This window comes from Nocardia sp. NPDC004260, from assembly GCF_053603155.1.
Map to the genome: position 1 here is coordinate 91,303 of NZ_JBSGEZ010000011.1, position 24,156 is coordinate 115,458.

Annotated in this window: 18 protein-coding genes; 9 read left to right on the top strand and 9 right to left on the bottom strand. The window is 67.2% G+C overall.

Annotated elements, in window-relative coordinates; all coding sequences use genetic code 11:
* Positions 1-829: 829 nt before the first annotated feature.
* A complete protein-coding gene (dnaA, locus tag ACWEO7_RS09270; RefSeq protein WP_452422157.1) occupies positions 830-2,758 on the bottom strand; it encodes a chromosomal replication initiator protein DnaA in 1,929 nt (642 codons plus the stop codon).
* Positions 2,759-3,392: 634 nt separating this feature from the next.
* Here dnaA and rpmH point away from each other — a divergent pair.
* The 9 genes from rpmH to ACWEO7_RS09315 all read left to right on the top strand — a co-directional run bounded on the left by rpmH (position 3,393) and on the right by ACWEO7_RS09315 (position 11,321).
* Positions 3,393-3,536 (top strand): 50S ribosomal protein L34, encoded by a 144-nt coding sequence (gene rpmH / locus ACWEO7_RS09275; protein ID WP_006550910.1) that lies wholly within the window; start codon positions 3,393-3,395, stop codon positions 3,534-3,536.
* A gap of 21 nt (positions 3,537-3,557) precedes the next feature.
* Complete coding sequence (gene rnpA / locus ACWEO7_RS09280; protein ID WP_452422159.1) at positions 3,558-3,989, top strand: ribonuclease P protein component; 432 nt, start codon at positions 3,558-3,560, stop codon at positions 3,987-3,989.
* Positions 3,986-4,384, top strand: a complete 399-nt coding sequence (gene yidD / locus ACWEO7_RS09285; RefSeq protein WP_356963229.1) for a membrane protein insertion efficiency factor YidD — start codon at positions 3,986-3,988, stop codon at positions 4,382-4,384. The genes rnpA and yidD overlap by 4 nt, the downstream gene beginning before the upstream one ends.
* A gap of 4 nt (positions 4,385-4,388) precedes the next feature.
* Positions 4,389-5,468 (top strand): membrane protein insertase YidC, encoded by a 1,080-nt coding sequence (yidC, locus tag ACWEO7_RS09290; protein WP_452422161.1) that lies wholly within the window; start codon positions 4,389-4,391, stop codon positions 5,466-5,468.
* Positions 5,469-5,583: 115 nt separating this feature from the next.
* A complete protein-coding gene (locus tag ACWEO7_RS09295; protein WP_355073440.1) occupies positions 5,584-6,135 on the top strand; it encodes a Jag family protein in 552 nt (183 codons plus the stop codon).
* Between the two features lie 143 nt (positions 6,136-6,278).
* Complete coding sequence (rsmG, locus tag ACWEO7_RS09300; RefSeq protein ID WP_452422163.1) at positions 6,279-7,070, top strand: 16S rRNA (guanine(527)-N(7))-methyltransferase RsmG; 792 nt, start codon at positions 6,279-6,281, stop codon at positions 7,068-7,070.
* A 1,229-nt stretch (positions 7,071-8,299) separates the two neighbouring features.
* On the top strand, positions 8,300-9,256 hold the full coding sequence (locus ACWEO7_RS09305; protein WP_452422208.1) for a ParA family protein: 957 nt from the start codon (positions 8,300-8,302) through the stop codon (positions 9,254-9,256).
* A 70-nt stretch (positions 9,257-9,326) separates the two neighbouring features.
* Positions 9,327-10,340: a ParB/RepB/Spo0J family partition protein gene (locus ACWEO7_RS09310; RefSeq protein ID WP_356963227.1), complete on the top strand. Its 1,014-nt coding sequence runs from the start codon at positions 9,327-9,329 to the stop codon at positions 10,338-10,340.
* A gap of 252 nt (positions 10,341-10,592) precedes the next feature.
* Positions 10,593-11,321 carry a GNAT family N-acetyltransferase gene (locus tag ACWEO7_RS09315; protein WP_452422210.1) on the top strand — a complete coding sequence of 243 codons (729 nt, stop codon included), beginning with the start codon at positions 10,593-10,595 and terminating at the stop codon, positions 11,319-11,321.
* A 71-nt stretch (positions 11,322-11,392) separates the two neighbouring features.
* Here the strand turns inward: ACWEO7_RS09315 and ACWEO7_RS09320 are convergent, their stop codons facing one another.
* The 8 genes from ACWEO7_RS09320 to ACWEO7_RS09355 all read right to left on the bottom strand — a co-directional run bounded on the left by ACWEO7_RS09320 (position 11,393) and on the right by ACWEO7_RS09355 (position 23,792).
* Entirely contained in the window at positions 11,393-12,586 is a 1,194-nt protein-coding gene (locus tag ACWEO7_RS09320; RefSeq protein WP_452422165.1) for a peptidoglycan-binding protein, read from the bottom strand.
* A gap of 147 nt (positions 12,587-12,733) precedes the next feature.
* On the bottom strand, positions 12,734-13,066 hold the full coding sequence (gene trxA / locus ACWEO7_RS09325) for a thioredoxin (protein WP_452422167.1): 333 nt from the start codon (positions 13,064-13,066) through the stop codon (positions 12,734-12,736).
* 56 nt (positions 13,067-13,122) lie between these two features.
* Positions 13,123-14,133 (bottom strand): thioredoxin-disulfide reductase, encoded by a 1,011-nt coding sequence (trxB, locus tag ACWEO7_RS09330; RefSeq protein ID WP_452422169.1) that lies wholly within the window; start codon positions 14,131-14,133, stop codon positions 13,123-13,125.
* A 109-nt stretch (positions 14,134-14,242) separates the two neighbouring features.
* Complete coding sequence (locus ACWEO7_RS09335; protein ID WP_452422171.1) at positions 14,243-15,016, bottom strand: hypothetical protein; 774 nt, start codon at positions 15,014-15,016, stop codon at positions 14,243-14,245.
* 102 nt (positions 15,017-15,118) lie between these two features.
* Positions 15,119-15,700, bottom strand: a complete 582-nt coding sequence (gene sigM, locus ACWEO7_RS09340) for an RNA polymerase sigma factor SigM (RefSeq protein ID WP_452422212.1) — start codon at positions 15,698-15,700, stop codon at positions 15,119-15,121.
* Positions 15,701-15,990: 290 nt separating this feature from the next.
* Positions 15,991-19,857, bottom strand: coding sequence for a murein biosynthesis integral membrane protein MurJ (locus ACWEO7_RS09345; protein WP_452422173.1), 3,867 nt, complete (start codon positions 19,855-19,857; stop codon positions 15,991-15,993).
* Between the two features lie 825 nt (positions 19,858-20,682).
* Complete coding sequence (locus ACWEO7_RS09350; RefSeq protein WP_452422175.1) at positions 20,683-23,259, bottom strand: DUF6049 family protein; 2,577 nt, start codon at positions 23,257-23,259, stop codon at positions 20,683-20,685.
* On the bottom strand, positions 23,256-23,792 hold the full coding sequence (locus ACWEO7_RS09355; RefSeq protein WP_039803412.1) for an NUDIX hydrolase: 537 nt from the start codon (positions 23,790-23,792) through the stop codon (positions 23,256-23,258). The genes ACWEO7_RS09350 and ACWEO7_RS09355 overlap by 4 nt, the downstream gene beginning before the upstream one ends.
* Positions 23,793-24,156 lie beyond the last annotated feature (364 nt).

Consider the following 24,156-nt stretch of genomic DNA (forward strand, 5'->3'; position numbering starts at 1 on the left):
CGGCCGCCTTCGAAGTCTGGCACAGACGACCGACATCAAACCGTACCCGCGCGAGGGACATGCACCTAGCCCGACCCTCCGGTGCCGCCGATGGCCGAGCCACGGGTGGACGCAAGCGGGGCGGCGACGGAGATCGGGCCGGGCGTGCAGTGGGCGGGCGGACGCCGCACGGCGGTCGGTCGTCGGGACGGGTGATCCCGCTCCGGGTCGGTCCCTCTTCCTTGCGGGAAACCGGGAGCGGATGGCGAAGTGCGTCGCTCGACCGACTTTCCACACACCCTGTTTTGAAGAGAGATCTCTAATGAAAAGAACTGAAGTAGTAGTAGGCGCTGTGGATTCTGTGGACTGCGGCCGAAACCGCTGTTCAGGGGGCGTGGTGCCGTGGGGATGGCCATGGAGTGTCTCGAGGATGAACACGAGGCGTCTGTGGAGGTTCCGTGGTTGTCCCGGATTCATCCTCGAGCGCTCCTCGAGTTGTTCCACCGGATTCACCCGGTTGTTCACACATGTGCACGAGATCGTGGACAGCTCGAGGAATCCTCGAGGACTCCACAAGGACTCCTCGAGGATTCCACAAGGACTCCTCGAGGATTCCACAAGGCCAGATCCGGACACTCCCCTGGTCAGCGGCTGTGCGCAACTCTGCCTGGGGAAACTGTTGAATTCGCCCTGTGAGGGAACTCGAGGGAGCGGTTGCCCCGACCTGTGCACGGATCCGTGGACAAACCGGTGGATTCCTCGAGGACTCCACAAGGATTCCTCGAGGAATCCACAACCCACAAAAAAGCACCGCCCCAGGTCAGGGGCGGTGCTCAGGTGTGGATAGCGCTCAGCGGGAGCGCTGCTTGATCCGGGCTGTGAGTTCTTGCACCTGGTCGTAGACGCGGCGCCGCTCGGTCATCTCCTTGCGTACCTTCTTCTCCGCGTACATCACCGTGGTGTGGTCGCGGCCGAATGCCTGGCCGATCTTCGGCAGCGACAGGTCGGTCAGCTCGCGGCAGAGATACATGGCGATCTGCCTGGCTTGGGCCAGCGGCCGCGCTTTACCTGGACCGGTGAGTTCTTCGAGTGTGGTGTTGAAGTACTCCGCCGTGACGGCCATGATCGTGGCCGCGTTGATCTCCAGGGCCGCGGTGTCCGGCATCAGATCGCGCAGCACCACTTCCGCCAGCGGAAGGTCCAGCGGCTGGCCGTTCAACGAGGCGAACGCGGTCACCCGGATCAGCGCGCCCTCCAGCTCGCGGATGTTGCGCTCCACCCGGCTGGCGATCAGTTCCAGCACGTCGTGCGGTACGTCGAGCCGGTCCATCCGCGCCTTCTTCCGCAGGATGGCGATGCGTGTCTCCAGCTCCGGCGGCTGTACGTCGGTGATCAGTCCCCATTCGAATCGGGTCCGCAGCCGCTCTTCTAGTGTGGCCAGTTGCTTGGGCGGACGATCCGAGGAGACGACGATCTGCTTGTTGGCGTTGTGCAGGGTGTTGAAGGTGTGGAAGAACTCCTCTTGGATGCCTTCCTTGCCCTCAATGAACTGGATGTCGTCGACCAACAGGATGTCGGTCTCGCGGTAGCGGCGCTTGAACGCGACCTTGCGGTCGTCACGCAGGCTGTTGATGAAGTCATTGGTGAACTCTTCGGTCGAGACGTACTTGACCCGCATGCCGGGGAAGAGACGCTGTGCGTAATGGCCGGCCGCGTGCAAGAGATGGGTCTTGCCCAACCCCGATGCGCCCCAGACGAACAACGGGTTGTAGGCCCGAGCCGGGGCTTCGGCGATGGCTACGGCCGCGGCATGCGCGAAGCGGTTGGACGCGCCGATGACGAAGGTCTCGAAGGTGTACTTCGCGTTCAGGCTCGCCGAGGACGTCGACGGAGCGGGTGTTTCCTGCGACTTGGCGAAGTAAGTGGGCCAGGAGTTGCGGACGTTCACCACGGGCTCGTCGTCCTGGTCGCGGTCACCCACCGGCTCGCGCACCGGATCGTGCGCCAAGCCCGTGTCGTCGTCTGTGGTCTCGCGCATCGGCGCACGCAGCGGGCCGCGCACACCGCTCGGCGACGGCTCCGGATTGAACAGCGACTCTTGCCCCGGAGGGATGGCGGGCTCTCGCCGCGGCGGAAGCCCGGGTTCGCGGCGCGACGCGGCGTCGGGCCCGGACATCATGGGCAGCTCGGCCGTCGTGGCGTACTCACCGCGCGGTGGATAGTCGGCGTGCGCGTACTCCGGCTGGCGGTACTCCTCCGGCGGGGCGAAGTCCTGACCGTATTCGGCGCCCGGGTAGTCGGAGCCGTCGTGGTACGCGGGCGCCGCAGGAAAGTCGGTGGGCTGTGCATAACGTGGCCCCGGGTAGGCATCGCGACCGGGGAACTCCGAACCCGGGTAGGCGGCGGGAGCACGGCCCTCTCGGTTGCGCTCCGGCCTGCTCGTCATCCGCGCGTGCCGCGGCGTGTTGGTCTGCCGGTCGACGGTCGGGGTGGTCGGGGCGGCGATGCGAACGCCGAGCCCTTCCACCTGAGGTCCGAGCCGACGGCCGAGAGAACGGAGGATGGGCTCGCGCAGATCGCGTTCGATGGCCTCCTGGGCCAGCGACGAGGGCACGGAGAGCAGCGCGAACCCCTGTGCGACCGTCAGCGGCTTGACCAGCTTCAGCCAAGCCTGCTGTGCTCGGGTCACCGGAGGAATAGCGCCGTCGGGCGACCCGGTGGTCAGCTCGGTGACAACCTCGGGCCACACCGTGGCCAGCACGTTCTGCTCGTCGTCCATGCAGTTTCCTCCCCGGAGTAGGTCGATAGGAGCAGACGGCCGGGGCACGCGTGGAATGCGATGCTCGGGATGGATCCCGTGATCCTGCGTACGTCCGTAACCGGTTCGGACGCTGCCCGGGTCCCCCATCTGGACAGCGGCGTGGCACCGTCGGCCCTACGAATATGCCACTCCAGGGGTCTTTCCACACAATTATCCACAGATGTGGAGAACTCTCGGGAACTGTGAAACGCGCGTACGCGCGAGAAGGGCAACGCCACGACCTGGGGTTCTGTAGCAATCGCCTGGCTACGTACCTTAGTGGCGCGGGGTGCGCGATGGCTAGGGGTGTGGACGAACTCACGGTGATTGCCAGAATGCCTGACTCCGGCGAGCCGATTCCGCCTGGTCGCCGGGGCGAGCGAAGCGATGGGGCGAGTTTGACCCGCCCCGAGCCGATCAGTACCCTCGTACAGTCACCCCTTGGTGCGGTGGCGGTCTTGTGCTGACCGCGTTTAGGTCGTGATCGACCGACTGTGCGCCAGGACCGACGCGCGCCGATGATGACCAGACCTGCGATTCATTCGCGCAATATACGTATCACCGACAAGCTTCGGGCACTACCTGGTGCCCGCCTACTCGAGGAGTGTTGACCGTGGCCAAGGGCAAGCGGACGTTCCAGCCGAACAACCGTCGTCGGGCGCGGGTTCACGGCTTCCGCCTCCGGATGCGCACCCGTGCGGGCCGCGCCATCGTGTCGGCGCGTCGCCGTAAGGGCCGCGCCTCCCTCACTGCCTGATCCTCGCTCTCGGACGCTCGGGTGTTGCCTGAGCCGTATCGGTTGCATCATCGTGCCGACTTCTCCCGGACGGTGCGCCGCGGCCAGCGAATCGGGAGGCGTGATCTGGTCGTACATGCGCTCGCGCACGGGTATGACGGAATCGTGGGCGCGAATGGACGACACGATCAGGTCCCGGACGACGTGCTGATCCGCGTGGGCGGACCGCGCTTCGGGCTGATCGTCAGCAAGGCGGTGGGCAACGCGGTGGTTCGACATCGCGTCGCCCGCCGCCTGCGTCATATGTGTGCCCAGGTGGTCGACGAATTGCCCGCCGAGACCGATGTCGTCATCCGCGCGCTTCCTGGCGCCGCTACAGCGTCGTCGGAGGACCTGCTTCGCCAGCTGCGCACCGCACTGCGCAAGCTCGGCGTCGGCGCTCAGGCGGGTATGTCGACGGGTGGCCTGGCATGAGCCTCTGGGCGAAGATCGCCAGACTGCCCGCGAACGTGCTGATCTTTTCGATCGAGCTGTATCGGACCTACGTCTCCCCCACCCGCATGCCGGTGTGCCGATTCACCCCGACCTGTAGTGAGTACGCGGTGACCGCATTGCGCACTCGGGGCCTGTTCATGGGGCTCTTACTGACGGTCGTGCGCTTGGCCAAATGTGCGCCCTGGCACCCTGGTGGGTGGGACCCCGTCCCGGAGCGGAAGCGGAGTACGCATCGCGCCGAGCCGGCGGACGGGGCAGCGACCGACGCGACGTCGCAGGAAACGAGCCTGCTCACCGGACCGCGGTCGGAGCCGAAAGCTTGTAAAGGATCGCCGCACGCGGTGATCGGCGACACGAACGACGGGAGTGCATAGAGCCGTGCTCGACTTCATCTATTACCCGGTGTCCTGGATCCTCTGGTTCTGGCATCGGGTCTTCGGGTTCGCGTTCGGCGCGGACAACGGTCTCACCTGGGCGCTGGCCGTGGTGTTCCTGGTGTTCACCTTGCGCCTGGTGCTCTACAAGCCGTTCGTCAAGCAGGTGCGCACCACCAAGCAGATGCAGGAACTGCAGCCGCAGATCAAAGAGCTGCAGAAGAAGTACAAGAACGACCGTCAGAAGATGGCGGTCGAGATGCAGAAGCTTCAGAAGGACAACGGCTTCAACCCGCTGATGGGCTGCCTGCCGATCCTCGCTCAGGTGCCGGTGTTCCTCGGACTCTTCCACGTGCTGCGCTCGTTCAACCGGACCGGGCACGGTATCGGCCAGCTCGGAATGACGCCGGAACAGAACGCGAACACCGCGAACTACGTCTTCAGCGCCGCCGATGTCCAGTCCTTCCTGAGCGCCCGCATCTTCGGTGCGCCGATCTCGGCGTTCATCACCATTCCGCCCCCCCAGTTGCAGGCCTTCGCCGACTACGGCGGCGTGCCGACCAAGTTGAGCATCGCGCTCGTCGCGATTCCCTTGATGGTCATCGCCGGTATCGCCACGCACTTCAACGCGCGTGCTTCGGTCGCGCGGCAGACGCCGGAAGCCGCGGCCAACCCCCAGGCCGCGATGATGAACAAGCTCGCGCTGTGGGTGTTCCCGCTCGGCGTGCTCGTCGGTGGCCCGTTCCTGCCGATCGCCATCCTGCTGTACTGGGTCTCCAACAACATCTGGACCTACGGGCAGCAGCACCTCGTGTTCGGCCGCATGGCGAAAGAAGAAGAGGCCAAGAAGCAGGCGAAGCTCGAGCAGCGCGCGCAGAACGCGCCCAAGCCCGGAGCCAAACCGGTCAACGTGAAGAAGAAGCCGACCGCCGCCGCTGCCGATGCCACGTCGGACGAGGACACTGCAGTCGCGTCGACGAACGGCACCGCGAAGCCGCCGAAGCAGTCGGCGGGCCAACGGCGTCCGGCCGGGCAGAAACGGCCGGGTAACCGGGGCAGGGCGAACCAGAAGCGCAAGCGCTGATCGCATTATCGGTGGGCCGAGCCGCCCACCTCGATCGCTGAGCAACCCCCTTGATCGCGAATACCGCCCGGCGGCGATTGCCCGGCGCGCGCGATGAGCAGATGAAGGAAATCAAATGACTGTTGAGACCGACGGAGGGGACGCCACCGTGGCGACGACGACGGCGAACGCCGGAGCGGACACCGACGATGTCGTGAATGATGCCGAGGAAGCGCTCATCGAGGAAGGCGAGATCGCGGGCGACTATCTCGAACAGTTGCTCGACGTGCTGGACTTCGACGGCGACATCGATCTCGACGTGGAAGGCGATCGCGCCGTGGTGAGCATCGACGGCGGACGTGACCTGACCAAGCTCGTCGGACGTAACGGCGAGGTGCTCGACGCGTTGCAGGAACTGACCCGGCTCGCCGTCCAGCAGGCGACCGGAGTGCGGAGCCGGCTGATGCTGGACGTGGCGGGTTGGCGGGCCAAGCGGCGGTCCGAGCTGAGCGAACTCGGCGCAGCGGCGGCGCAGCGCGTACTGGACTCCGGTGAACCGGAGTCGCTGGCGCCCATGACTCCGTTCGAGCGCAAGATCGTGCACGATGCGGTGGCGGCCGTGGAGGGCGTGAGCAGCGAGAGCGAAGGTGTGGAACCGAACCGGCACGTGGTGGTCGTTCCCGGCTGAGTCGCGACATCCCCGGAGCGGGCGGCGTGTTTCGCGGGCCCGGATGGGTAGTGGTTGGATAGGGCCTCTGGTCTTCGGACCGGGGGCCTTGTTCGTGTCCGGAGCCCGATTGCTCGTTCGTAGATCGACCCGAGTTCGGAAGGATGTTTCACGTGGAACGAGATCTCGGTGGAACCACCGCGGACCCCGCGGAGTTGGAGCCACCCGCGTCGGCGGCGACCGTCTTCGGCGACCGACTCGATCTCGCGCGTCGATATCGCACGGCGCTCGCGACCGCGGGCGTGGAGCGCGGACTGATCGGCCCGCGCGAGGTGCCCCGCCTCTGGGATCGCCACATTCTCAACTGCGCCGTGCTCGGCGAGTTGATCGCCGAGGGTGCGTCCGTGGTCGATATCGGCAGCGGTGCGGGCCTGCCGGGCATCCCGCTCGCCATTGCGCGTCCGGATCTCCGGATCACTCTGGTCGAACCACTGCTGCGCCGAACGATCTTCCTGAGCGAGTTCATCGAATCGGTCGGACTGGACGTGACCGTGGTGCGAGGGCGCGCGGAGGAGTCGGGCGTGATGAAGGAGGCCGGTGGCGCGGACGTGGTCACGTCCCGCGCGGTGGCCCCGCTCGGGAAACTCGCCCAGTGGTCCCTTCCTCTCCTCCGCGACCACGGGCACATGCTCGCGCTCAAGGGAGCGAGCGCGGCCGAGGAACTCGAACGCGATGGCGACGCGCTGACGAAGGCCGGCGCAGGTAACGCGGTCGTCCTGGAATGTGGCGTCGGTCTGGTGGCGACGCCCACGATGGTGATCAGCGCAGAGCGCCTCCCCCGCGCCGCACGAGCCACTCGACGGCGCGCCGAACGAGCGGTCGAGCGTGGCGGAAAGGCTGTCCGCGCCGCGACGACGGAGCGTGCGCGTAAGCGTGCGGCACGCAAGGCCAAGTAGCAGCTTCGATCGCGAAGGCTCGACCGTCGACCTCGGGCCTGGGATCGTTTCGTCACTCTGACGGAATGGCCCGGTTGAACGCGCTTGATGTGCTTTCTTTCGATCCGCCGGCTGGGTCCCGTGCGGCACCTCCGTCTGGAACGGCGTGGCCGCTTGGTGGCTGAAGTCGAGGCGTCCATCTGCCGTGGCTGGGGAAGGAGATTGCTACTGGCGTCGCGGTTGGATCAAGTCCGTTGTGCGTCGGGTGAGAAGTCGTCGTGTTGTGTGCGCGTGGGTGCACAGACTCCCACGCGGATTGGATTCACGTGAAACATCGGCGGGAAGTTGGTCCGCGCGGCGAGGCTGGAGCGAGACCCTGAAGTTCCATGCGAGCGTGGCCGAGTCACACTCGACTTCATCGAGGTGCGTCTCGAACTACACCCCGAGCATGAGACAGGGGTGGGTTGCGGACCTAGCGGGCACTTCTCGGATCACCAGGCTGCGGCCCGTGTTTCACGTGAATCAAAGCCCCTCCGAACGAGTCCGCCGGAATCCTGAGCGCCTCTGGAATTGTCACCCGATGTTTCACGTGAATCGGTTTCGCTCCGCTGGAGACGCGACCAGTCTCCGACCACAGCTGAGGGGCGATGCGTGTGGTCCTTCTGGTCGCCGCGCCACTCTCGAAGCGCGGCAACGCATACCCCGGCGTCGTCAAGCCTGTCGATGCGCGACCGAGCTCAGTCCATTCGAAGTAGCGCGGGGCTGTGTGCTGGTCCGAGGTCGTCAGACGAAGCATGTGGACCAGGTCGGTCGAACAGCCACTGCGAGTAATCATTCGCTATCCGCGATCGGTCGCGGCATGCCTGCTGTCCCACGCACCGTCCGGCGGCAATGTTTCATGTGAAACAGCGCGCGCGTCGAGGCGAATTCGTGCGGATTTGCGTGTCGCTTTGCGCCTCGCCGCGATTCAGCTTTCTTAAACCGCTCAGTGCTGGCAAGCTAGTGTGCGTCGGGCGTGAGCGTAGGTGCCACGAGGGATCTGGTTGTCACAGCGGCGCGCAGCTCCGCTCGGTCGATCGGGCACCGCGGAGCCGGTTGTGCATCGTGTTCGAACCGACAAAGGCTGTTGCAGATACGACGCCGACCCGTCCCGTCGCGCGCACGTGTTCTGAAGTTTCTCGGGTTAGGAGCTGTCTATGTCGAGCGGTCCGGCGAATGTTTCACGGGAAACAACGTCGCGCGTGCCGGGGATGCTGGACTCCAGCAATTTCGACACGGAGGCATTCGGAAATACGCCGTTCGGGCACATCTCCCCCAGCGAGACCCCGATAGCCGCCGAAGCCCAACGTGCAAGTCAGGTCCTCCATCCAGGAAAGGTGACTGTGCCGAAACCCCACGAGCAACGGATCATCACGATCGCCAATCAGAAAGGCGGCGTCGGGAAGACGACCACTGCCGTGAATCTGGCGGCCGCCTTGGCGCATCAGGGGATGACGGTGCTTGTGATCGACCTCGATCCGCAGGGCAACGCAAGCACCGCCCTGGGTATCGAGCACCACTCGGGTGTCCCCTCCAGCTACGAGCTGCTCATCGGCGAGGTCTCGGTCAGAGACGCTATCCAAACGAGTCCGCACAGCGAACGCCTCCTTTGCATCCCAGCGACCATCGACCTGGCGGGCGCCGAGATCGAACTCGTGTCGATGGTGGCCCGGGAGGGGCGCCTGAAAGCCGCTATCCAAGAGGCGAATATCGCCGGATACGACATCGATTACGTGATGATCGACTGCCCGCCTTCCTTGGGCCTGTTGACGGTCAACGCGCTCGTCGCGGCGAAAGAGGTGCTGATTCCGATCCAGTGCGAGTACTACGCGCTGGAAGGCGTGGGTCAGCTACTTCGCAATATCGGCTTGGTGCAGGCGCACTTGAACCCGGAGCTGCACGTCTCGACTGTGATCCTCACGATGTACGACGGGCGCACCAAGTTGGCCGACCAGGTCGCCGAGGAGGTTCGCGGGCACTTCGGCGATGTCGTACTGCGGTCGGTGATTCCACGCAGCGTGAAGGTGTCGGAGGCGCCTGGTTACGGCATGACGGTGCTCGATTATGATCCAGGCTCCCGGGGCGCGATGAGCTACCTGGACGCCGGACGCGAAATGGCGGCCCGCGCGGTGGCCCCGCGCGTCGCCGCGACGAAGTCGGCGGAGTGATTCGGCCTGCCGGGTCGACGCTCGGCACAGTGCGGTTCGGTAGCGGAATGAGGAAGGGGTCGGTAGACCGATGAGTCAGGCGAAGAAGGGTGGTCTCGGGCGCGGTCTCGCCGCGCTGATCCCGACGACACCGACGGCATCACCGGGCCTCAGTAGCGCTGCGGCGAGTGTCATCGGTCTGGATCCGGTCGGGCCGCAGCCACCCTCGGCCTACCTGCACCGGGTACCGGATCCCGCCGACAACGCTGAACTGGAAGCAGGCGGCGCCGTCTACCGGGAGATCCCGCCGGACCAGATCGAGCCGAATCCCAAGCAGCCGCGCACGGTCTTCGAAGAAGACGCGCTGGCCGAGCTGGTGCATTCGATTCGCGAATTCGGGTTGATGCAGCCGATCGTGGTGCGCCGGACCGAACCGGGTGTGGACCGCTATCAGCTGGTCATGGGCGAGCGGCGGTGGCGGGCCTGTCAGGAGGCGGGCCTGGCGGCGATTCCCGCGATCGTCCGGGAGACCGCGGACGAGTCCATGCTGCGCGACGCCCTGCTGGAGAACATCCACCGGGTGCAACTGAACCCGCTCGAAGAGGCGGCGGCCTACCAGCAGCTGCTGGAGGAATTCGACGTCACTCACGAAGAATTGGCTTCGCGAATCGGCCGCTCTCGCCCCGTCGTGACGAATATGATCCGTCTACTGAAGTTGCCGATCCCGGTGCAGCGCCGGGTCGCGGCGGGCGTACTGTCCGCCGGGCACGCGCGGGCACTGCTCGGTCTCGAAGCGGGTGCGGACGCTCAAGAGGTGCTCGCCGCCCGGATCGTCGCCGAGGGACTCTCGGTCCGGGCTACCGAGGAAGCCGTCATGCTGGCGAACCGAGAGCAGGACGCGGCCGCGCCCTCTCCCGTCGCTCGGCGCAAGCCGATCGAGATGCCAGGCCTGCAAGCCGTGGCCGAACGGCTGTCCGGTTCCTTCGACACCCGGGTCCTCGTGAGTATGGGCAAGCGCAAAGGCAAGATCGTCGTCGAGTTCGGGTCGGTCGAAGACCTCGAACGGATCGTCGCCCTGATGGAGCAGAACGCACCCGCAGTGTGACAGAAGTGACGAAATTTAACTTGTGGTTTCGATAGGTGCGGATACCCGGCCGAAACGTCACAGTGACGGCAGGGGTACCGCAACGGCTGCGAGCGTGCATCGCTCCCGGCGGACCAACCCAAGTTCTTCCGACCAACAGCACAGCGACATGGAATGAGGCAGGTTCCCGTTGATCGCTTATTCTTGCTGGCGAGCAAACATTGATGCGACGTGAGCGTGGATGAATCGGACAGCTGGAGGCTGAGCAGAGCGGTGTCGACCAGCGTCACAGCACTAACCCTCGGCGGACTGGAAAAGCTTCCCGCGCATGCGCGGCGCTGTGTCTTCTGGGAGATGGACCCCGCCGTGGCCGAGGACTCACGCAACTTCAGCGATCCGGTGTTCGAGAAGGAAGCCTGGCTGTCCACGGTCATGCTGGAGTGGGGTTCGTGCGGGCAGGTAGCGAACGTCGATGGCAACGTCGCCGGCTGCGCCTTGTACGCGCCACCGAGCGCCGTGCCGCGCGCCACCCTCTTCCCCACCTCCCCCGTGAGTCCGGACGCGGTCCTGTTGACCACGCTGCGGGCCGAATTCCCTTATCAGGATGCCGATGTCGCCCACCGCCTGGTTCAGGGCGTGGTGTCCGATCTGGTGCGTCGCGGCGTGCGCGCCCTGGAGGCTTTCGGTATCCGCACCGACCCGACGACGCAGGCACTCTCGGAGCGGTCCGGCTCGATGACACTGCTGGAGCGGATCGTCGCGCCGATCAAGAATGCGAACCCGGCGGGCGCGACGACCGAATGCTCACCCGAGAGTTGCATGATCGACGCCGACTTCTTGGAGGATGTCGGCTTCGAGGTCGTAGCCCCGCATCACCGATTCCCGCGCTTGCGGTTGGAGCTCGCCTCCGATCACGGCTGGAAGGAAGACGTCGAACGGGCGCTGGATCAGCTGCTCGCGGCGGCGTCGATGACCGCGCCGACCCGTATCGGAGCGCGTTGAGCTGAACATCGAAGCGCCCCCTGCCGAGCTCGAAAGGGCAGGGGGCGCTTCGACTTACGAAAGACCGATGGCTACATCCGGTCGGCGGCAGCCAGCTCTTCGGCCAGCAGTTCCGCGAAAGTGTATGTGCCGGTGGGCTGGTCATCCTGACCGAGCAGGTACAGCCGCTTCACCGAGATCAGAATGGCTTCGGCGATCACGTCGCGCATGCGCGGGTTGGTGAGCACCGAGGCATCGTATTCGTTTGTCATATAACCGATGTCGACCTGCACGGTGGGCATCTTGGTGAGACGCAGCAGATCCCAGGTTCGCGCGTGAGTGCGGCAGTCCTGCAACGACGTTCGGGCGACGACCTCGCGCTGGATGAACCCGGCCAGCACCTGCCCGATCATGGACACCGAGCCGTGTGAGTTACCGAAGTAGAACCCGGCAACGCCGTTGGCGAGCGGGCTCGGGTTAGCAGCACAGCGCAGGGAGATCATCAGATCGGCGTCGAAGGCGTTGGATGTTTCCGCGCGTTCGGCGTCGGTGGGGTTGGCGCCCCACGGCCGCGACAGGAAGGTCTCCATGCCCGTGGCAGCCATCCGTCCCTCCAGACGGCTGGCGAGATCCCACAGGATCTCCGATTCGTAGACGTCGCCGTACTCGGTGGGCACGGCACAACCCTTGTCCGGACCGCCGAGACCCGGATCGATGACGATCCGCTTGCCGGTCAGCTGCGGCCCAGCCCGGTGCACGACCTCTTCCTCAGCGATCCGGTGTGGATTGCCGCCGGTGACCCTGGCGCCGAGCAGGTCGAGCGAGCGCAGCGTGTCGGGACCGCAGATGCCGTCGGCCGACAGGCCGATCTCCCGCTGGAAGGCGGTCAGCGCGTCGTGGGTGTGCGGACCGAAGTAGCCGTCGACCCGGTGCACGTAGAAGCCGAGGTCCTGCAGCCTGCGCTGGAGTGTGGCCACATCGTCGCCGTACAGCGGCGCGGACAGCTGATAGATCAGCGTGCGCGCGCCGAGTCGATAGGACGCTTCCTTCAGTGCCCGGTAAGTCGCCGGACCGACCACACCGTCGACGAGTAAACCGCGATGCTGCTGAAACGCGCGGACCGCGGAGTCGAGGTGATGGTCGAAGGACACTTCGGTGTCCTTCCAATATTCGCGTGCGTCCGCGGTGTCGGCAGCGATGTGCGCGTGTAGGAACCCGAGGCTTGCCAGGGTGCTCCGAACCTCTGCTACGGCTGGACCGGAATCGCCGTGACGAAGTCGGTGCATGCGTGAGAGCCCTTTCCTTCCGTCAAACCTGCGGGTACCCACTCATGCGATGGGATACACCTTCGCACGACCGGAGCGTCGGTCGATTGTCTCAGACCCGGACCGGGTTTCGACAATCCCCGGGTCCAGGCATCCTACGGCGCGTCCTCAGATGACGTCTTCGAGTTCGCGCAGAAGAGCCGCTTTGCCCTTCGCTCCGACGATCTGCTTGACCGGCTTACCGCCGCGGAACAGCATCATAGTGGGCAGCGAGAGGATCTGATAATCGCGGGCGGTGCTCGGGTTGGCGTCCACATCCAGCTTCGCGACGGTCAGCTTGTCCGCGTGCGCGCCCGCGATCTCCTCCAGGACGGGCGCGACCATCTTGCACGGGCCGCACCAGTCGGCCCAGAAATCGACGAGGACCGGCTTATCACTCAGCAGCACGTCGTCGGCGAAGGACGCGTCGGTGACGGTGACCATGTTGGCGGACTCGGACATGGGTGTTCTCCTTGCGATACAGCGAGACGGAAAGGTGTGGCTCGTCCAGCGCGAGCTCAGTTGGCGGCCACCGACTCACCCGCGTGTGCGAGGGTGTTCGAGGTGATGTCGCCCTGCTCGGCCAACCAGCGCTCGGCGTCGATGGCCGCACGGCAGCCCGTGCCCGCGGCGGTGATCGCCTGCCGGTAGGTGTGGTCGACGAGATCGCCCGAGGCGAAGACGCCGGGGACATCGGTCGCGGTCGTCGGGTGCTGTACCAGCACATATCCTTCGTCGTCCAAGGCGACCTGGCCCTTGACGAGTTCGCTGCGTGGATCGTGGCCGATCGCGACGAACAGGCCGGTGGCGGCCAGCTCGGAGGTTTCGCCGGTCCGGGTGTCACGCAGCGTCAGATGGGTGACGCTGTTCTCCCCGTGCACCTCGACCACCTCGGCGTTGAGCACGAACTTGATCTTCTCGTTCGCCTTCGCCCGTTCCAGCATGATGCGGGAGGCACGGAACTCCTCGCGGCGGTGCACGATGGTGACGCTGGAGGCGAACTTGGTCAGTAAGATCGCCTCTTCCATCGCGGAGTCGCCGCCGCCGACCACCACGATGTCCTGGCCCTTGAAGAAGAACCCGTCGCAGGTAGCGCAGGCGCTGACACCGCGGCCGAGCAGCCGCTGCTCGCCCGGAACGTTCAGGTAGCGCGCGGCCGAACCCATGGCGAGAATCACGGCGTAGGCGTGAAAGGTCTCGCCGCCGACGACGACCTTCTTGATCGGGCCGGTCAGGTCGACCGCCTCTACGTCCTCGGTGCGGATGTCCGCGCCGAACCGCTTGGCCTGCTCGCGCATCTCCTCCATGAGATCCGGGCCCATGATGCCGTTGCGGAAGCCGGGGAAGTTCTCGACCTCGGTGGTGGTCATCAGCGCACCGCCGAACTGGGTCCCCTCGAACTGCAACGGCTGGAGCTCGGCGCGGCCCGCGTAGATGGCGGCCGTGTAGCCGGCGGGGCCGGAGCCGATGATGATCAGGTCGCGAACTGGCGTGCCGGTGTCGCTTTTTTGCTCGCTACGCTCGCTCATGAGGCCCTTCCGGGGAGATTCGATCGGACGTGTCGGTCAACAACAGGGTAATGGCTGTTGTTCCCCGCGTCGGCGGGGTCACACCGCGCGGGTGGCCCGGATCGCAAGGTCAGCCGATGTCTTGCAGCGCCTTGCGCTGGGGATCGCCCGTAGCGCAACCCGTCCCGACGACCAGCGCGGTGATCTTCGGCGAATGCGGCCCGTTCAGCAGGATGAGCACCGCGTTGCCGCCCTGGAATCGGATGTCGGTCGAACCGAGGATCGTGCGGTCCAGACCGTTCGCCCGGACGCAACGCTCGAGCGCTTCCGGGCCGGCCAGGGCTCCGGTGACGTTGTGCCTGCCCAGCGCGCCGAGGGCCACGGTGGCGGTGAGATCGTCACCCCAGTCGTCTTTCCCCGAGGTCGGCTGCGCCGTGGGCGCTGGGTCGTCTCCGCTGCGGATTGTCGAAGCCCAGACACCCGCGCCGATGACGGCGACGATCGCCGCGGCCGCCGCGGCCAACCAGCGCAACCTGCCGCGGCGGCGCTCGTCCAGAGCCACCGGCGCGGATTCGAAATCGTCTGCTTCGGCGACGGATTCGCTTACCTGCGCGGGCGCAAGCTCATGAACCGTGGCGCCTTCGGGGGGCTCCAGCTCGTCGACGAACCGTGCGAGCCGGGCCGCCACGTCTTCCGGCATCGGATGGACGATGCGCTCGTTCCCGCCCAAGGCACGCAGCTCCGCACGCACGTCATCCAGCGCGCGCAGATACCGCACCGCTTCCGGGTCACGCGAGACGATCGGCCACAACTGCTCGCGCTGCGCGGGCGTTACGTTGTCGGCATGTAGGTCAGCCAGCAATTCGGACGCGAACGGAGGCTGCGGCACGGACTCGGTAGCCATCGCACCTCCGTTGTTCGCATCGGACATCGCGGGGACCCCCTCGCCTACGGGGCCTGTCTCTGATTCGTTCAGTGGTTCGTCACTGTTAATGACGCATCCCAACTACCCCCGGTTCCCCGGATCACGCAGAAAATCCAATCGCTCTTTCAACCGCTGCCGCGCACGAGCGCACCGGCTCTTGATCGTCCCCTCGGGCACGCCGAGCAACGCCGCCGCTTCGGCAACGCTATACCCCTCCACATCCACCGCTACCAACGCGGTCCGCTGATCCGGCGGCAACGAGAACAACGCTCGATCGATGACCAACGACATCTCCACCTCGGCCATCTCGTCGCGGGTATCTCTCGGCTCCGGCATCGACTCCGGCGCCAGCGACAGCGCCCGCCTGGTCTTGTTCCGCCGGATCCGGTCCAGGCACGCGTTCACCACGATCGCGTGCAACCAACTGCGGACCTCCGCCTCCGCCCGGAACGAGCCCGCGGTGCGATGCGCCGACAAGAGCGCGTCCTGTAGTGAATCGGCCGCATCCTCACGCGTGTAGGAGGTGCGCAGCGCGGTCTGCCACAGATGATCGTTGTGTCTGCGCAGTAACTCCGCGAACGCGAACCGCTCACCGGCGACGTGCGCCCGCAACAACTCCACATCGGTGCGTTCACCGAGTTCGAAGGCGCGCTCGCGACACATCACCGGCTGCGACGCCCCCCTGCCGAGCTCCTCGTTCACTTCGGACGACAAATGCCAACCCCTTGGACAGCTCTCACGCGGCAACGGGCATGGTTGACCATCACCGGACTTCGCAGCATCCAGGATCGAACGCCGAAACCTGGGAAGCTCCCCTGCTGAGAGCGCGCGAAGATCATATCGCCCGTAACGTTTTGGCAGCAACCAAGTGATCGGTCCGGATACGGAAGAATGCGCGGCGTTCAACGCCGCGTGACGAATGGCCCGCACGACCGATGCGCGGGCAAGCCGGGCTACGGCGCGGCGTCGAAACGGATGTCGGCGATGGCGGTCTGGAACTGTCCTCCGGAATTCCCCAGTCCGGTGATCCAGACGAGCACGTAGCGGGCGGCTTGGTCGGCGCGCACCGGGATGTCGGTGACGCCGTCGTCCAGCCGGGCGGAACCGATCAGCTGGGTCTGATCCAGCGTCGGCGAGCCGGTGGGCGACGTGCGGATCTCCACCGATGTGCCCGCGCTGGGCGAGTTGATCGAGACGTTCGTGAGCTTCGCGGGGGCCGGCAGCGTGGCGAGCAGACCGACCCCCTTCTTGAGCGCCGGAAACTGCTGGAAGTACTGATCGGTGCGCCATTGGGTGCCCGGATCGTTGTCCAGCACGGCGTGGACGTTGGCGACGCCGTCGGCGGTGCCCTCCGGCGAGAACACCGACACGCCGGTCACCGGAACCGGCGCACCGGTCGAGGTGAGGCCGGGGCCCGCGGCGGCGGGCGTCGGTACCGGCTGGTTGTTCGTCGTCAGGCCGATATTGCGCTGTTCGTTCAGCGGCGCGTCGGAAGCGCTCGGTGCGAACACGCTGACCATCCACCAGATCACGACGCCGACCACCAGCGCGGCGAGGATGCCGAGGCCGACCATGATCCACATCATGCGTTGCGAGCGTTCACGTTCGGCCGCGAGCAGTTCCGGATCGGCGAGCGAGTCGTCCATGTTCGCGGGAGCGCGCTGGCCCAGCCGCAGCACCGGGATGAAGTCGGTCTTCTGATCGACCACCGACGCCTGCTCCAGCACGTGCTGGACCGTCGCCGCCGTACGCACGCCCTTGTTCGACTCCAGCGAGCGCACGGCGACCGCGGAGATCTCGAACGGCACTTCGGGACGGATCTGGCGCGGTTCCACCGGCGTGCCGTCCGGTCCGAAATCGGCCAACCGCAGCCCGCCGACGGTCGCGGCGGTGCCCGTGACGCCGCCGGAGCGGATCGGCCAGCGGGCGGTGATCAGGGAGTAGAGCATCGCACCGAGACCGCGGACGTCGGACTGCGCGTCGGAGTCCGACAGCGTGCCGGGGAAGGCGAGCACCGCGTCACCGGACGCGCTGATGCGCACCCGGTCGGGATGGTCGATGGACAGCGATCCGCCGCCACGGTGCGCCAGCTCGGCCGCCGAGGCGAGGGCGCGGATGGCCCGCGCCGCGCCGATCGGCGACGGCACCGTCTCGGCCATCTCGCGCAACGAACGACCCGGCGTCCATTCCGCCACCACGATGCCGCCGGAACTGCCGCGCACGACGTCGAGTACGCGGGCGAGGCCGGGCGAGTTGATCCGGCCGAGGCGCAGCGTCCGGGACAGGATCGCCTGGGGGCCGTCCTGCCCGGAGTTCTCCGTCGCTTTCTGGTCGGCGTCGACGAAGGTCAGCGCGACCTCGCGATCGAGTTTGATGTCCAGCGCCTGCCAGAACTTCAGGCCCCGGGCGCCGCCGTGACTCGCCAGCAGGCGGTAACGCCCGCCTGCCACCGACGCGCCCGGAATCAACTTGGGGCCGCGCGGGATCCGCCGAGCGCCCAGGTTCTCGCCACCCATCGGCGGCATCTCCGGCGAGCCGACGGGGATCATCCCGGTGTCGTACATCGGATCGCGCGGCGGCAGCTGGTTCTCCTGCGGTCTCGCCGCGGCCTGCTCCGGTCCGGCCGTGCCCGGTCCGTTGTTCGCGTACGCGGGATCCAACGGCTCCCCCGCGGTCGGCGGTACATCGGTGGACAGTCCGCCGGGCGTGGTCGCAGAAGAATCGGCGGCTGGGACGCCGCCCACCGCGTCGTCGCTCACCCTCGGTCCTCCTTCGCCCTGGTATGTCGAGGTTCCGGCGAATTCGCCACTTGTGCTTCTCTGCCGAACAGGGTACGGGAACTCACCCTTGCCGGTGCGGTCAACGGCATCGGGTCGGATCACAGGAAGCACCATGGTCTGTGCGTCCATGTACGAATCGAACCTCGGGTATGCCAAGTAGGGATCAGGCCTGCGGAGCACCTGCGTGACGTAGGGATCTTCGACCGGGCTCTCCAGGTCGAGTTCCGGCGCGGGCGGTGTCCAGCCGAGGCGCCGCGAGACTGCCACGGTGATGGCGACGATCTCCGGAATACCGGCGAGTCGCATCAAGCCGAAGGCCACCGCGAACATCACGATCGCGGTGATCGCCACCCGGATCAGCGAACCGGGGCCGCCGAAGGACTCGGTCAGCCGATCCAAGCCGAGTACCCGGTCCACGATCCACATCACCGCGCCGCCCGCGAGTGACGCAAGTACGACACGGGTCACCGTTCGGCCGACGTTCGCCATACGCAGGTCGCCGAGACTGCGGTGCAGGAGGAAACCACCCACGACGGCGCCGACCGCGAAGCCGAGGCCGTTGGCGACACCGAGCGCGACCACCACGTGTTCGGCGTCGGTGACCACGGGAGCCAGTGCGGAGAAGACGATCTTGGCGGCGGTGATGCCGAGGATGATCCAAGTGGGAATCCACGCCTGCTCCCTGGCGTAGAACACGCGCAAGTGGATCAGCACCAGCGAGTACGGGATCAGTGCGAACGCCGACCAGCTGACCGCGAGACCGAGACGTTCGGCGTCCGATCCGAAGTTGCCGTAGCCATAGAGGGCTTGTCCGACCTGCGGACCGGCCAGCGTCAGGAAGGTGACCACGGGTACCAGGGCGATCATGGTCAACCGGGTGGCGGCGGAGAGATCGTCGACCACCGCGGGCGTGTCGTCGGCGGCGGCGTTGCGGCTCAGCCGGGGCATGATCGCGGTCAGCACCGTGACACCGAGGACGCCGTACGGCAGTTGCAGCAGCAGCCACGCGTTGTTGTAGATCGCCGGACCTGCCGCGTCGGCATGCGATGAGATCCGGGTGGCGAAGACGAAGCCTGCCTGGCTGATGAGCACGTACAGGATGATCGCCGCGCCCATGCCGCCGAACTGCTTGAGGCGATCATCGATGCCCCACAGCGGGCGCAGGTCGATGCCCGCCCTACGGATCGCCGGAAGGAGGCTGACGGCCTGCACCACAACGCCGACCGTGACGCCGACGCCGAGCACCAGCAGCTTCGGGTCGCTCATGCGGACCGGATCCAGCGTGATCTCCCCCGGCATCAGGACGTACAGCCCGAGGACGGTGAGCACCACCAGGTTGTTCAGTACCGGCGCCCAGGCGCCGGGCTTGAACATCTGCCGGGTGTTCAGTATCGCCGTGAGCAGCGCCGACATGCCGTAGAACAGGATCGCGGGCAGCAACAGGAAAGATAGCGCCGTGGTCAGCGCCGTGTTGACCTTGCCGTCGTCGGACAGGAAGACATGTGTGGTCAGCACCGGCGCGGCGGCCGTCGCCAGCAGCGCGGCAGTGGCCAAGACCACGAACGCCGCGGTCACCAGGCGCCGGACGAACGCCTCTCCGCGATCGGGATCCTCCTGCTCCGCGCGCACCAGCGTGGGCACCACGATCGCGGTGAGCACCGCGCCGAGCACCAACTCCGCGATCATGTTCGGAATCTGGCTGGCGACGGTGAACGCGCTTGCGATGGCAGGGCCGAGCACGGTCAGCAGCAGCAGTTGCTTGCCGAACCCCGTGATCCTGCTGATCAGTGTCGCGAACGCGATCGATCCGGAGTCGCTGAGCAGCCGGGAATTCGCACTCAGCTTCGGCTCGTCGGCCTTCGGTGGCTCCGCGGTGGCGGTGGCGGCGGGCCACTCCCTGGTCCGTGGGCGAGCCGGTTCCGCCGGTTCATGCCGAACCGGGGCGGCAGGCCGCTGACGCGGCGGTGGGAACTGCTGCGGCTGCGGCGGGGCGTAGCGCGGCGGCGGCACCCGATCGGATTCCGGCGGGATCGCAGGCATCGGCCCGGAACGGGGTGGGCGCGGCGCGGCCGGGATCGGACCGGACTGCGGAGGCCGTGGCACCGCGGGTATGGCGCCGGAACGAGGTGGACGCGGCGTGGTCGGGATCCCGCCGGACTGCGGGGGACGCGGCGCGGCCGGAATGGCGCCGGACTGCGGCCCACGTGGCCCGGGGGGCGGCGGCGTCTGCCGGACACTGCCAGGCGGGCCGGAAGGCGCAGGCACCTGGCGATTGGGTCCGGGCGGAACGGGGCGGGGCTGGCCAGGACCGGCCGCCGGTGGCGGAGCCGGATATCGGCGTGGGTTCGGTACGGGGCCGGGGCGCGGCGGTGGCGGCACCGGCGGCCTCGGTTGTCCGGCGGGCGGTGGCGGCGGCATGTGCTGACCAGGCCGCGGCTGCGGTGCGGCCGGAGGACGACTGACCTGCGGCACCCTCGGCGCCTGGCCGTCGTTGTACGGACCGCCGTTCACCTCCTGGTGTTCGGCTTCGGCTGGAGCGGGGCTCCGTTCCCACGGCGCGACCGGGGCTCGGCGCACCGGTGGCCCGTCGAGCCGGTCGCTTGGTCGAGGGCGATGAGCCGATATGTCATCGTCGCTCATCATGCCTCCTGTACCAGCCGGGATTCCGCACCCCCATCGGTGCGGTGAGCCGCGGCTCGCCGCAATGGTTCGCCGTGCTCAGCGAACATTCTGTCCGTGGTCCCCGTCCGGATCGGACCGGCTCGGCAACACTGTGATTGTCCTCCACCGTGCCACATGACACTGCGGTACCCCACATCGGCGCAGGTAGCAGCGGCTTATGTGGCCCCGTCGGAGCGGGATCCGTCACCGCGTCTCCTGGAGATGCTCCTGCTCTTTTTCCTGGGCCCGCAGCACACGCGAGCGCGCGCGCCGGTACCGGTTGACCCGGCGCCTGGTACTCGGATCGAATCCCTCGTCGGCCGGGTCGGGCTGCCCGCGGAACCGGCGCCACAAACGGCGACCGGCCAGCAGGAGCAGCAGGAGTGCGGCGCATCCCGTAATTATCGCCAAGGCCTTGCCGTAGGCATTCGAACGCACCGAGACCTGCGTGGGATTGCCGAGCGCGACGCCCTCCGGCGTGGTGAGCGAGATCGGAATGACGAGGTTGCGGCTGTCGCTGACCTCCGTCGGGATCTGGAAGGACCTGGATCCGTTGGCCGGGAGCTGCTGCTCGCCGGGGTCGGTGATCTTCGTCTCGGCAGGCGCCTCGATCCGGAACCTGACCCGGATGGCCACCGGCAGGTCGTTGCGCGCGACCAGCAGCAGCGGGCTCTGCTCGGACGCGAGCGTGTACACACCGCCCGGCGGCAGGACGGTCACCGAGCGATAGAGCTTGTCCATCGTCCGGGTGTTCTGGTCCAGCCGCCGCTGGGCGAAGGTGTCCGGCGGCGCGGCATCGCCCGCGCGCCGATCCGAGAGGCTCAGTACGCGCAGCAGGTCGTCGCGCAGCGGCGTCAGGAATTCGTGCGGCGTCGGCTCGGCCTCCGGCACGTCCACCAACGCGCGCGTCATCTCGGTGATCCGGCGACTCTGCTCGCGTACCGGCGGCAGGAATCGGTCCGGCACCCCGTCCTGCGCTGCCTGTGGCAGATAGTCCAGCTCGTAGGGCTGCGGGTCCGGCGGCAGCGTCACCAGATCGTGGAACGGACGCGCGGTGGCGAGGTTGCCGCGCAGCAGCTGGTCGACTTGGCGCAGCAGTGCGGTGGCCTCGTCCCGGTTCGCACCCCATTGCTGCGGCGGAACGAGCAACAGCGAGCGCGAGGGGTTCGCCTCCGGGTGCAGCGCCTTCCACGAAATCGCCCCGAGAGCGTCCTGCAAGCGCGCCGCTCGTGAGTCGTTGGTCACGTCGTAGCGGACACGGGACGGGGTGAACGGCGGGGTCGGCGGGTTCGAACCCACCGCGGCGAGCGCGGTCGCGGACCAGATGTCGAACGTCACCGCGTGCAGTGCGGGGTCGCCGACGGGCGCGGGTGCACTCGCGGTGGGCACCGGATTGCCCGTGACCTGCGGTGCGGGTGCCGGTGCGGTCGGCTGGCTCGCGGTGATATCGGGCAGGCGTACCGCTTCCGGAATCGCCGGGTCGGCGGTGGAGAGAAGCTCGTTCGCACCGGATGTGGATCGGCCGCTCTCACTGCTCGACTGCGCCCAGTCCACGCTTCCCTGCGGTACGGCCGCCGTCGACGCGAGCACGGCGGTACCGAAACCATGACTGCGCAACAGGGCCCCCGCGCCGTCATCGATGCTGCCGGAATCCGGCAGGCTGACCCCGCGCACCGACCGGGTCGACAGGATCGAGTCGATGATCTCCGCCGGTTCGTTGATCGCGCGCGCGGAGAGTGCCGGATCGTTGACCGCGGCCAGCGCGGTGAGATCGACCTGCGCGAACGGCAGTGCCACGGTGCACATCGACCCGGCCAGGGCGCGCAGCCGGTCCAGCCAGGTCTGGGCCTGTTCGGCGCCCGCACCCGCCCTGGTCGCGCCGTCGGGATCGGACGGACTAGCCAGCACGCGGTAACCCTTGGTCATCGCGCGCACCGTGAGCAGCAGGTCCGGGTCGATGGCGAGGCACACGGCCGAGGCCAGATCGGTGCTGCGGCCCGCGCTCGGATTCAACGTCCCTTCCAGCGCGGCCAGTAGTTGATCGAGACGGCCGCCCTTGCCGAGTGCGGCGGCCAATTCGTCGTCGGTGAGCTCGACCTTGCCGTCCACGCTGCCCGGACGACCCCCGACCTGCCGCGGCCGGTCGGCCAGCGGCCACAGCAGCGTGGTCGCCACCGGAGCGTCGGTGGGCGCCGAGACCGACGGGGCTCCATCGCTCGCGGCGGGCGGCACGCCGAGCACCGGGAGCAGGAATCGCGCGTCGTCGAGCCTGGCCTGCGTGCCGTAAGCGGGTTCGCCGTTGACGTTCAGCAGCAGCGGGTAGACACCCGGCTCCGTGATCCGCAGCGACGTGGCGCCGGTCTCCGAACGCAACGGGATGCTCAGCGTGAACTGTTTGCGCTGCCCCGGGTTCAGCCGCTGCGCGACATCTTCGAAGTCGCCGTTCACGTCGTAGTTGACCTCATCGAGGCGCAAGGTGGCGCGCAACCCGACCGGCGTGGTGATCGCCGCCGCCCGCTGGACACGGATGCTGACGTCGTCCACCACACGGTCGCCGATATTGGTGACCGTGCCCGCGACCGTGAGCACCGAATCACTGCCCGCGGTCACTGTGGTCGGCGTCACCGAATCGAGGGACAGCTTCAGGAATTTGGGATTCGTCGAGGTTCCGGACCCGATCGGTTGCGCTCCCGCCGCCGCGGAATCGAGCAGCGGCAGCGTCGTCACGGGGCCGAGGATGGTCAGGACCGCCACGAAGATCCGGAACAGTCCACGCGTCATCGCTTGCCGGTCTCCATCCGGTCGATCAGCTTGTTCGCCATCTCCGCCAGCCGCCGCTCATCGGCGTAGGCCAACCGAGAATCCAGTTCACTCAACGGAACCCAGGCGACCTGGGTCACTTCCACGTCGGCGTCGGACAGTTCGCCACCGACCGAACGCAGCAGATAATGATGCACCGTTTTGTGTACCCGCCGACCGTCGGTCACGAACCAGTAATCGATGCTGCCGAGTTCGGCGACCACGACACCGTTGATGCCGGTCTCCTCGGCGACCTCGCGGATCGCGGTTTGCTCGGCGGTCTCACCTTCTTCGATATGTCCTTTGGGCAGCGACCACAGTAACCGCCCGCGGCGATCGGTGCGTCCGATGAGGGCCGCGCTTCGTGCTTCCCGGGGACCGTCCAGGCCGTCGACGACCAGTCCACCTGCCGAAGTTTCCCGCACCGTGCGCATCCGCGGCTTCGCGGCATTGGCGGCCGAACCGCGGCGCCGAGGCTGGCGGCGTCGACTGTTCGCGCGATCGGCCGGAGACACCTGGCAATCCTACTGTGTTCGATTTGCAGCGCCTGCGGCGCTGCGTGTTCGCGGCCCCTTTATGGCTCGCGTGTGCGCGACCGCCGCTTGCTCCTTCGTCGCGTACACGGCGGCCGCGCACACCCGAGCCGGGCCGCGAGCGGCGGATGCTCGGTCTCGCTTCGCTCGAAAGTCGTGGTCAGGGTGCGCTGGGCGCGTAGGTGCCGGAGTTCGGACCGGTGCCCGCCGGTTGGGGCGACCGGTTGTCGGATCGGTCGCAGGTGGGGCTCGACATGGTCTCGACGGTCGTTCTGGGCGGGCCAGGGGTGCCGGGCCACTCACCGAATCCACCCGACCGGCCACTCGCAAGCACCCGACTCGGCGC

Excerpts from the sequence above, each read along its gene's own strand:
- ACWEO7_RS09305 (WP_452422208.1), top strand. The coding sequence starts at position 8,300 with ATGCTGGACTCCAGCAATTTCGACACGGAGGCATTCGGAAATACGCCG.
- sigM (WP_452422212.1), bottom strand. The coding sequence starts at position 15,700 with ATGTGTCGCGAGCGCGCCTTCGAACTCGGTGAACGCACCGATGTGGAG.
- ACWEO7_RS09295 (WP_355073440.1), top strand. The coding sequence starts at position 5,584 with ATGACTGTTGAGACCGACGGAGGGGACGCCACCGTGGCGACGACGACG.
- ACWEO7_RS09350 (WP_452422175.1), bottom strand. The coding sequence starts at position 23,259 with ATGACGCGTGGACTGTTCCGGATCTTCGTGGCGGTCCTGACCATCCTC.
- ACWEO7_RS09345 (WP_452422173.1), bottom strand. The coding sequence starts at position 19,857 with ATGCCTGCGATCCCGCCGGAATCCGATCGGGTGCCGCCGCCGCGCTAC.
- dnaA (WP_452422157.1), bottom strand. The coding sequence starts at position 2,758 with ATGGACGACGAGCAGAACGTGCTGGCCACGGTGTGGCCCGAGGTTGTC.
- yidD (WP_356963229.1), top strand. The coding sequence starts at position 3,986 with ATGAGCCTCTGGGCGAAGATCGCCAGACTGCCCGCGAACGTGCTGATC.
- ACWEO7_RS09310 (WP_356963227.1), top strand. The coding sequence starts at position 9,327 with ATGAGTCAGGCGAAGAAGGGTGGTCTCGGGCGCGGTCTCGCCGCGCTG.
- rsmG (WP_452422163.1), top strand. The coding sequence starts at position 6,279 with ATGTTTCACGTGGAACGAGATCTCGGTGGAACCACCGCGGACCCCGCG.
- ACWEO7_RS09335 (WP_452422171.1), bottom strand. The coding sequence starts at position 15,016 with ATGGCTACCGAGTCCGTGCCGCAGCCTCCGTTCGCGTCCGAATTGCTG.
- trxB (WP_452422169.1), bottom strand. The coding sequence starts at position 14,133 with ATGAGCGAGCGTAGCGAGCAAAAAAGCGACACCGGCACGCCAGTTCGC.
- trxA (WP_452422167.1), bottom strand. The coding sequence starts at position 13,066 with ATGTCCGAGTCCGCCAACATGGTCACCGTCACCGACGCGTCCTTCGCC.
- ACWEO7_RS09320 (WP_452422165.1), bottom strand. The coding sequence starts at position 12,586 with ATGCACCGACTTCGTCACGGCGATTCCGGTCCAGCCGTAGCAGAGGTT.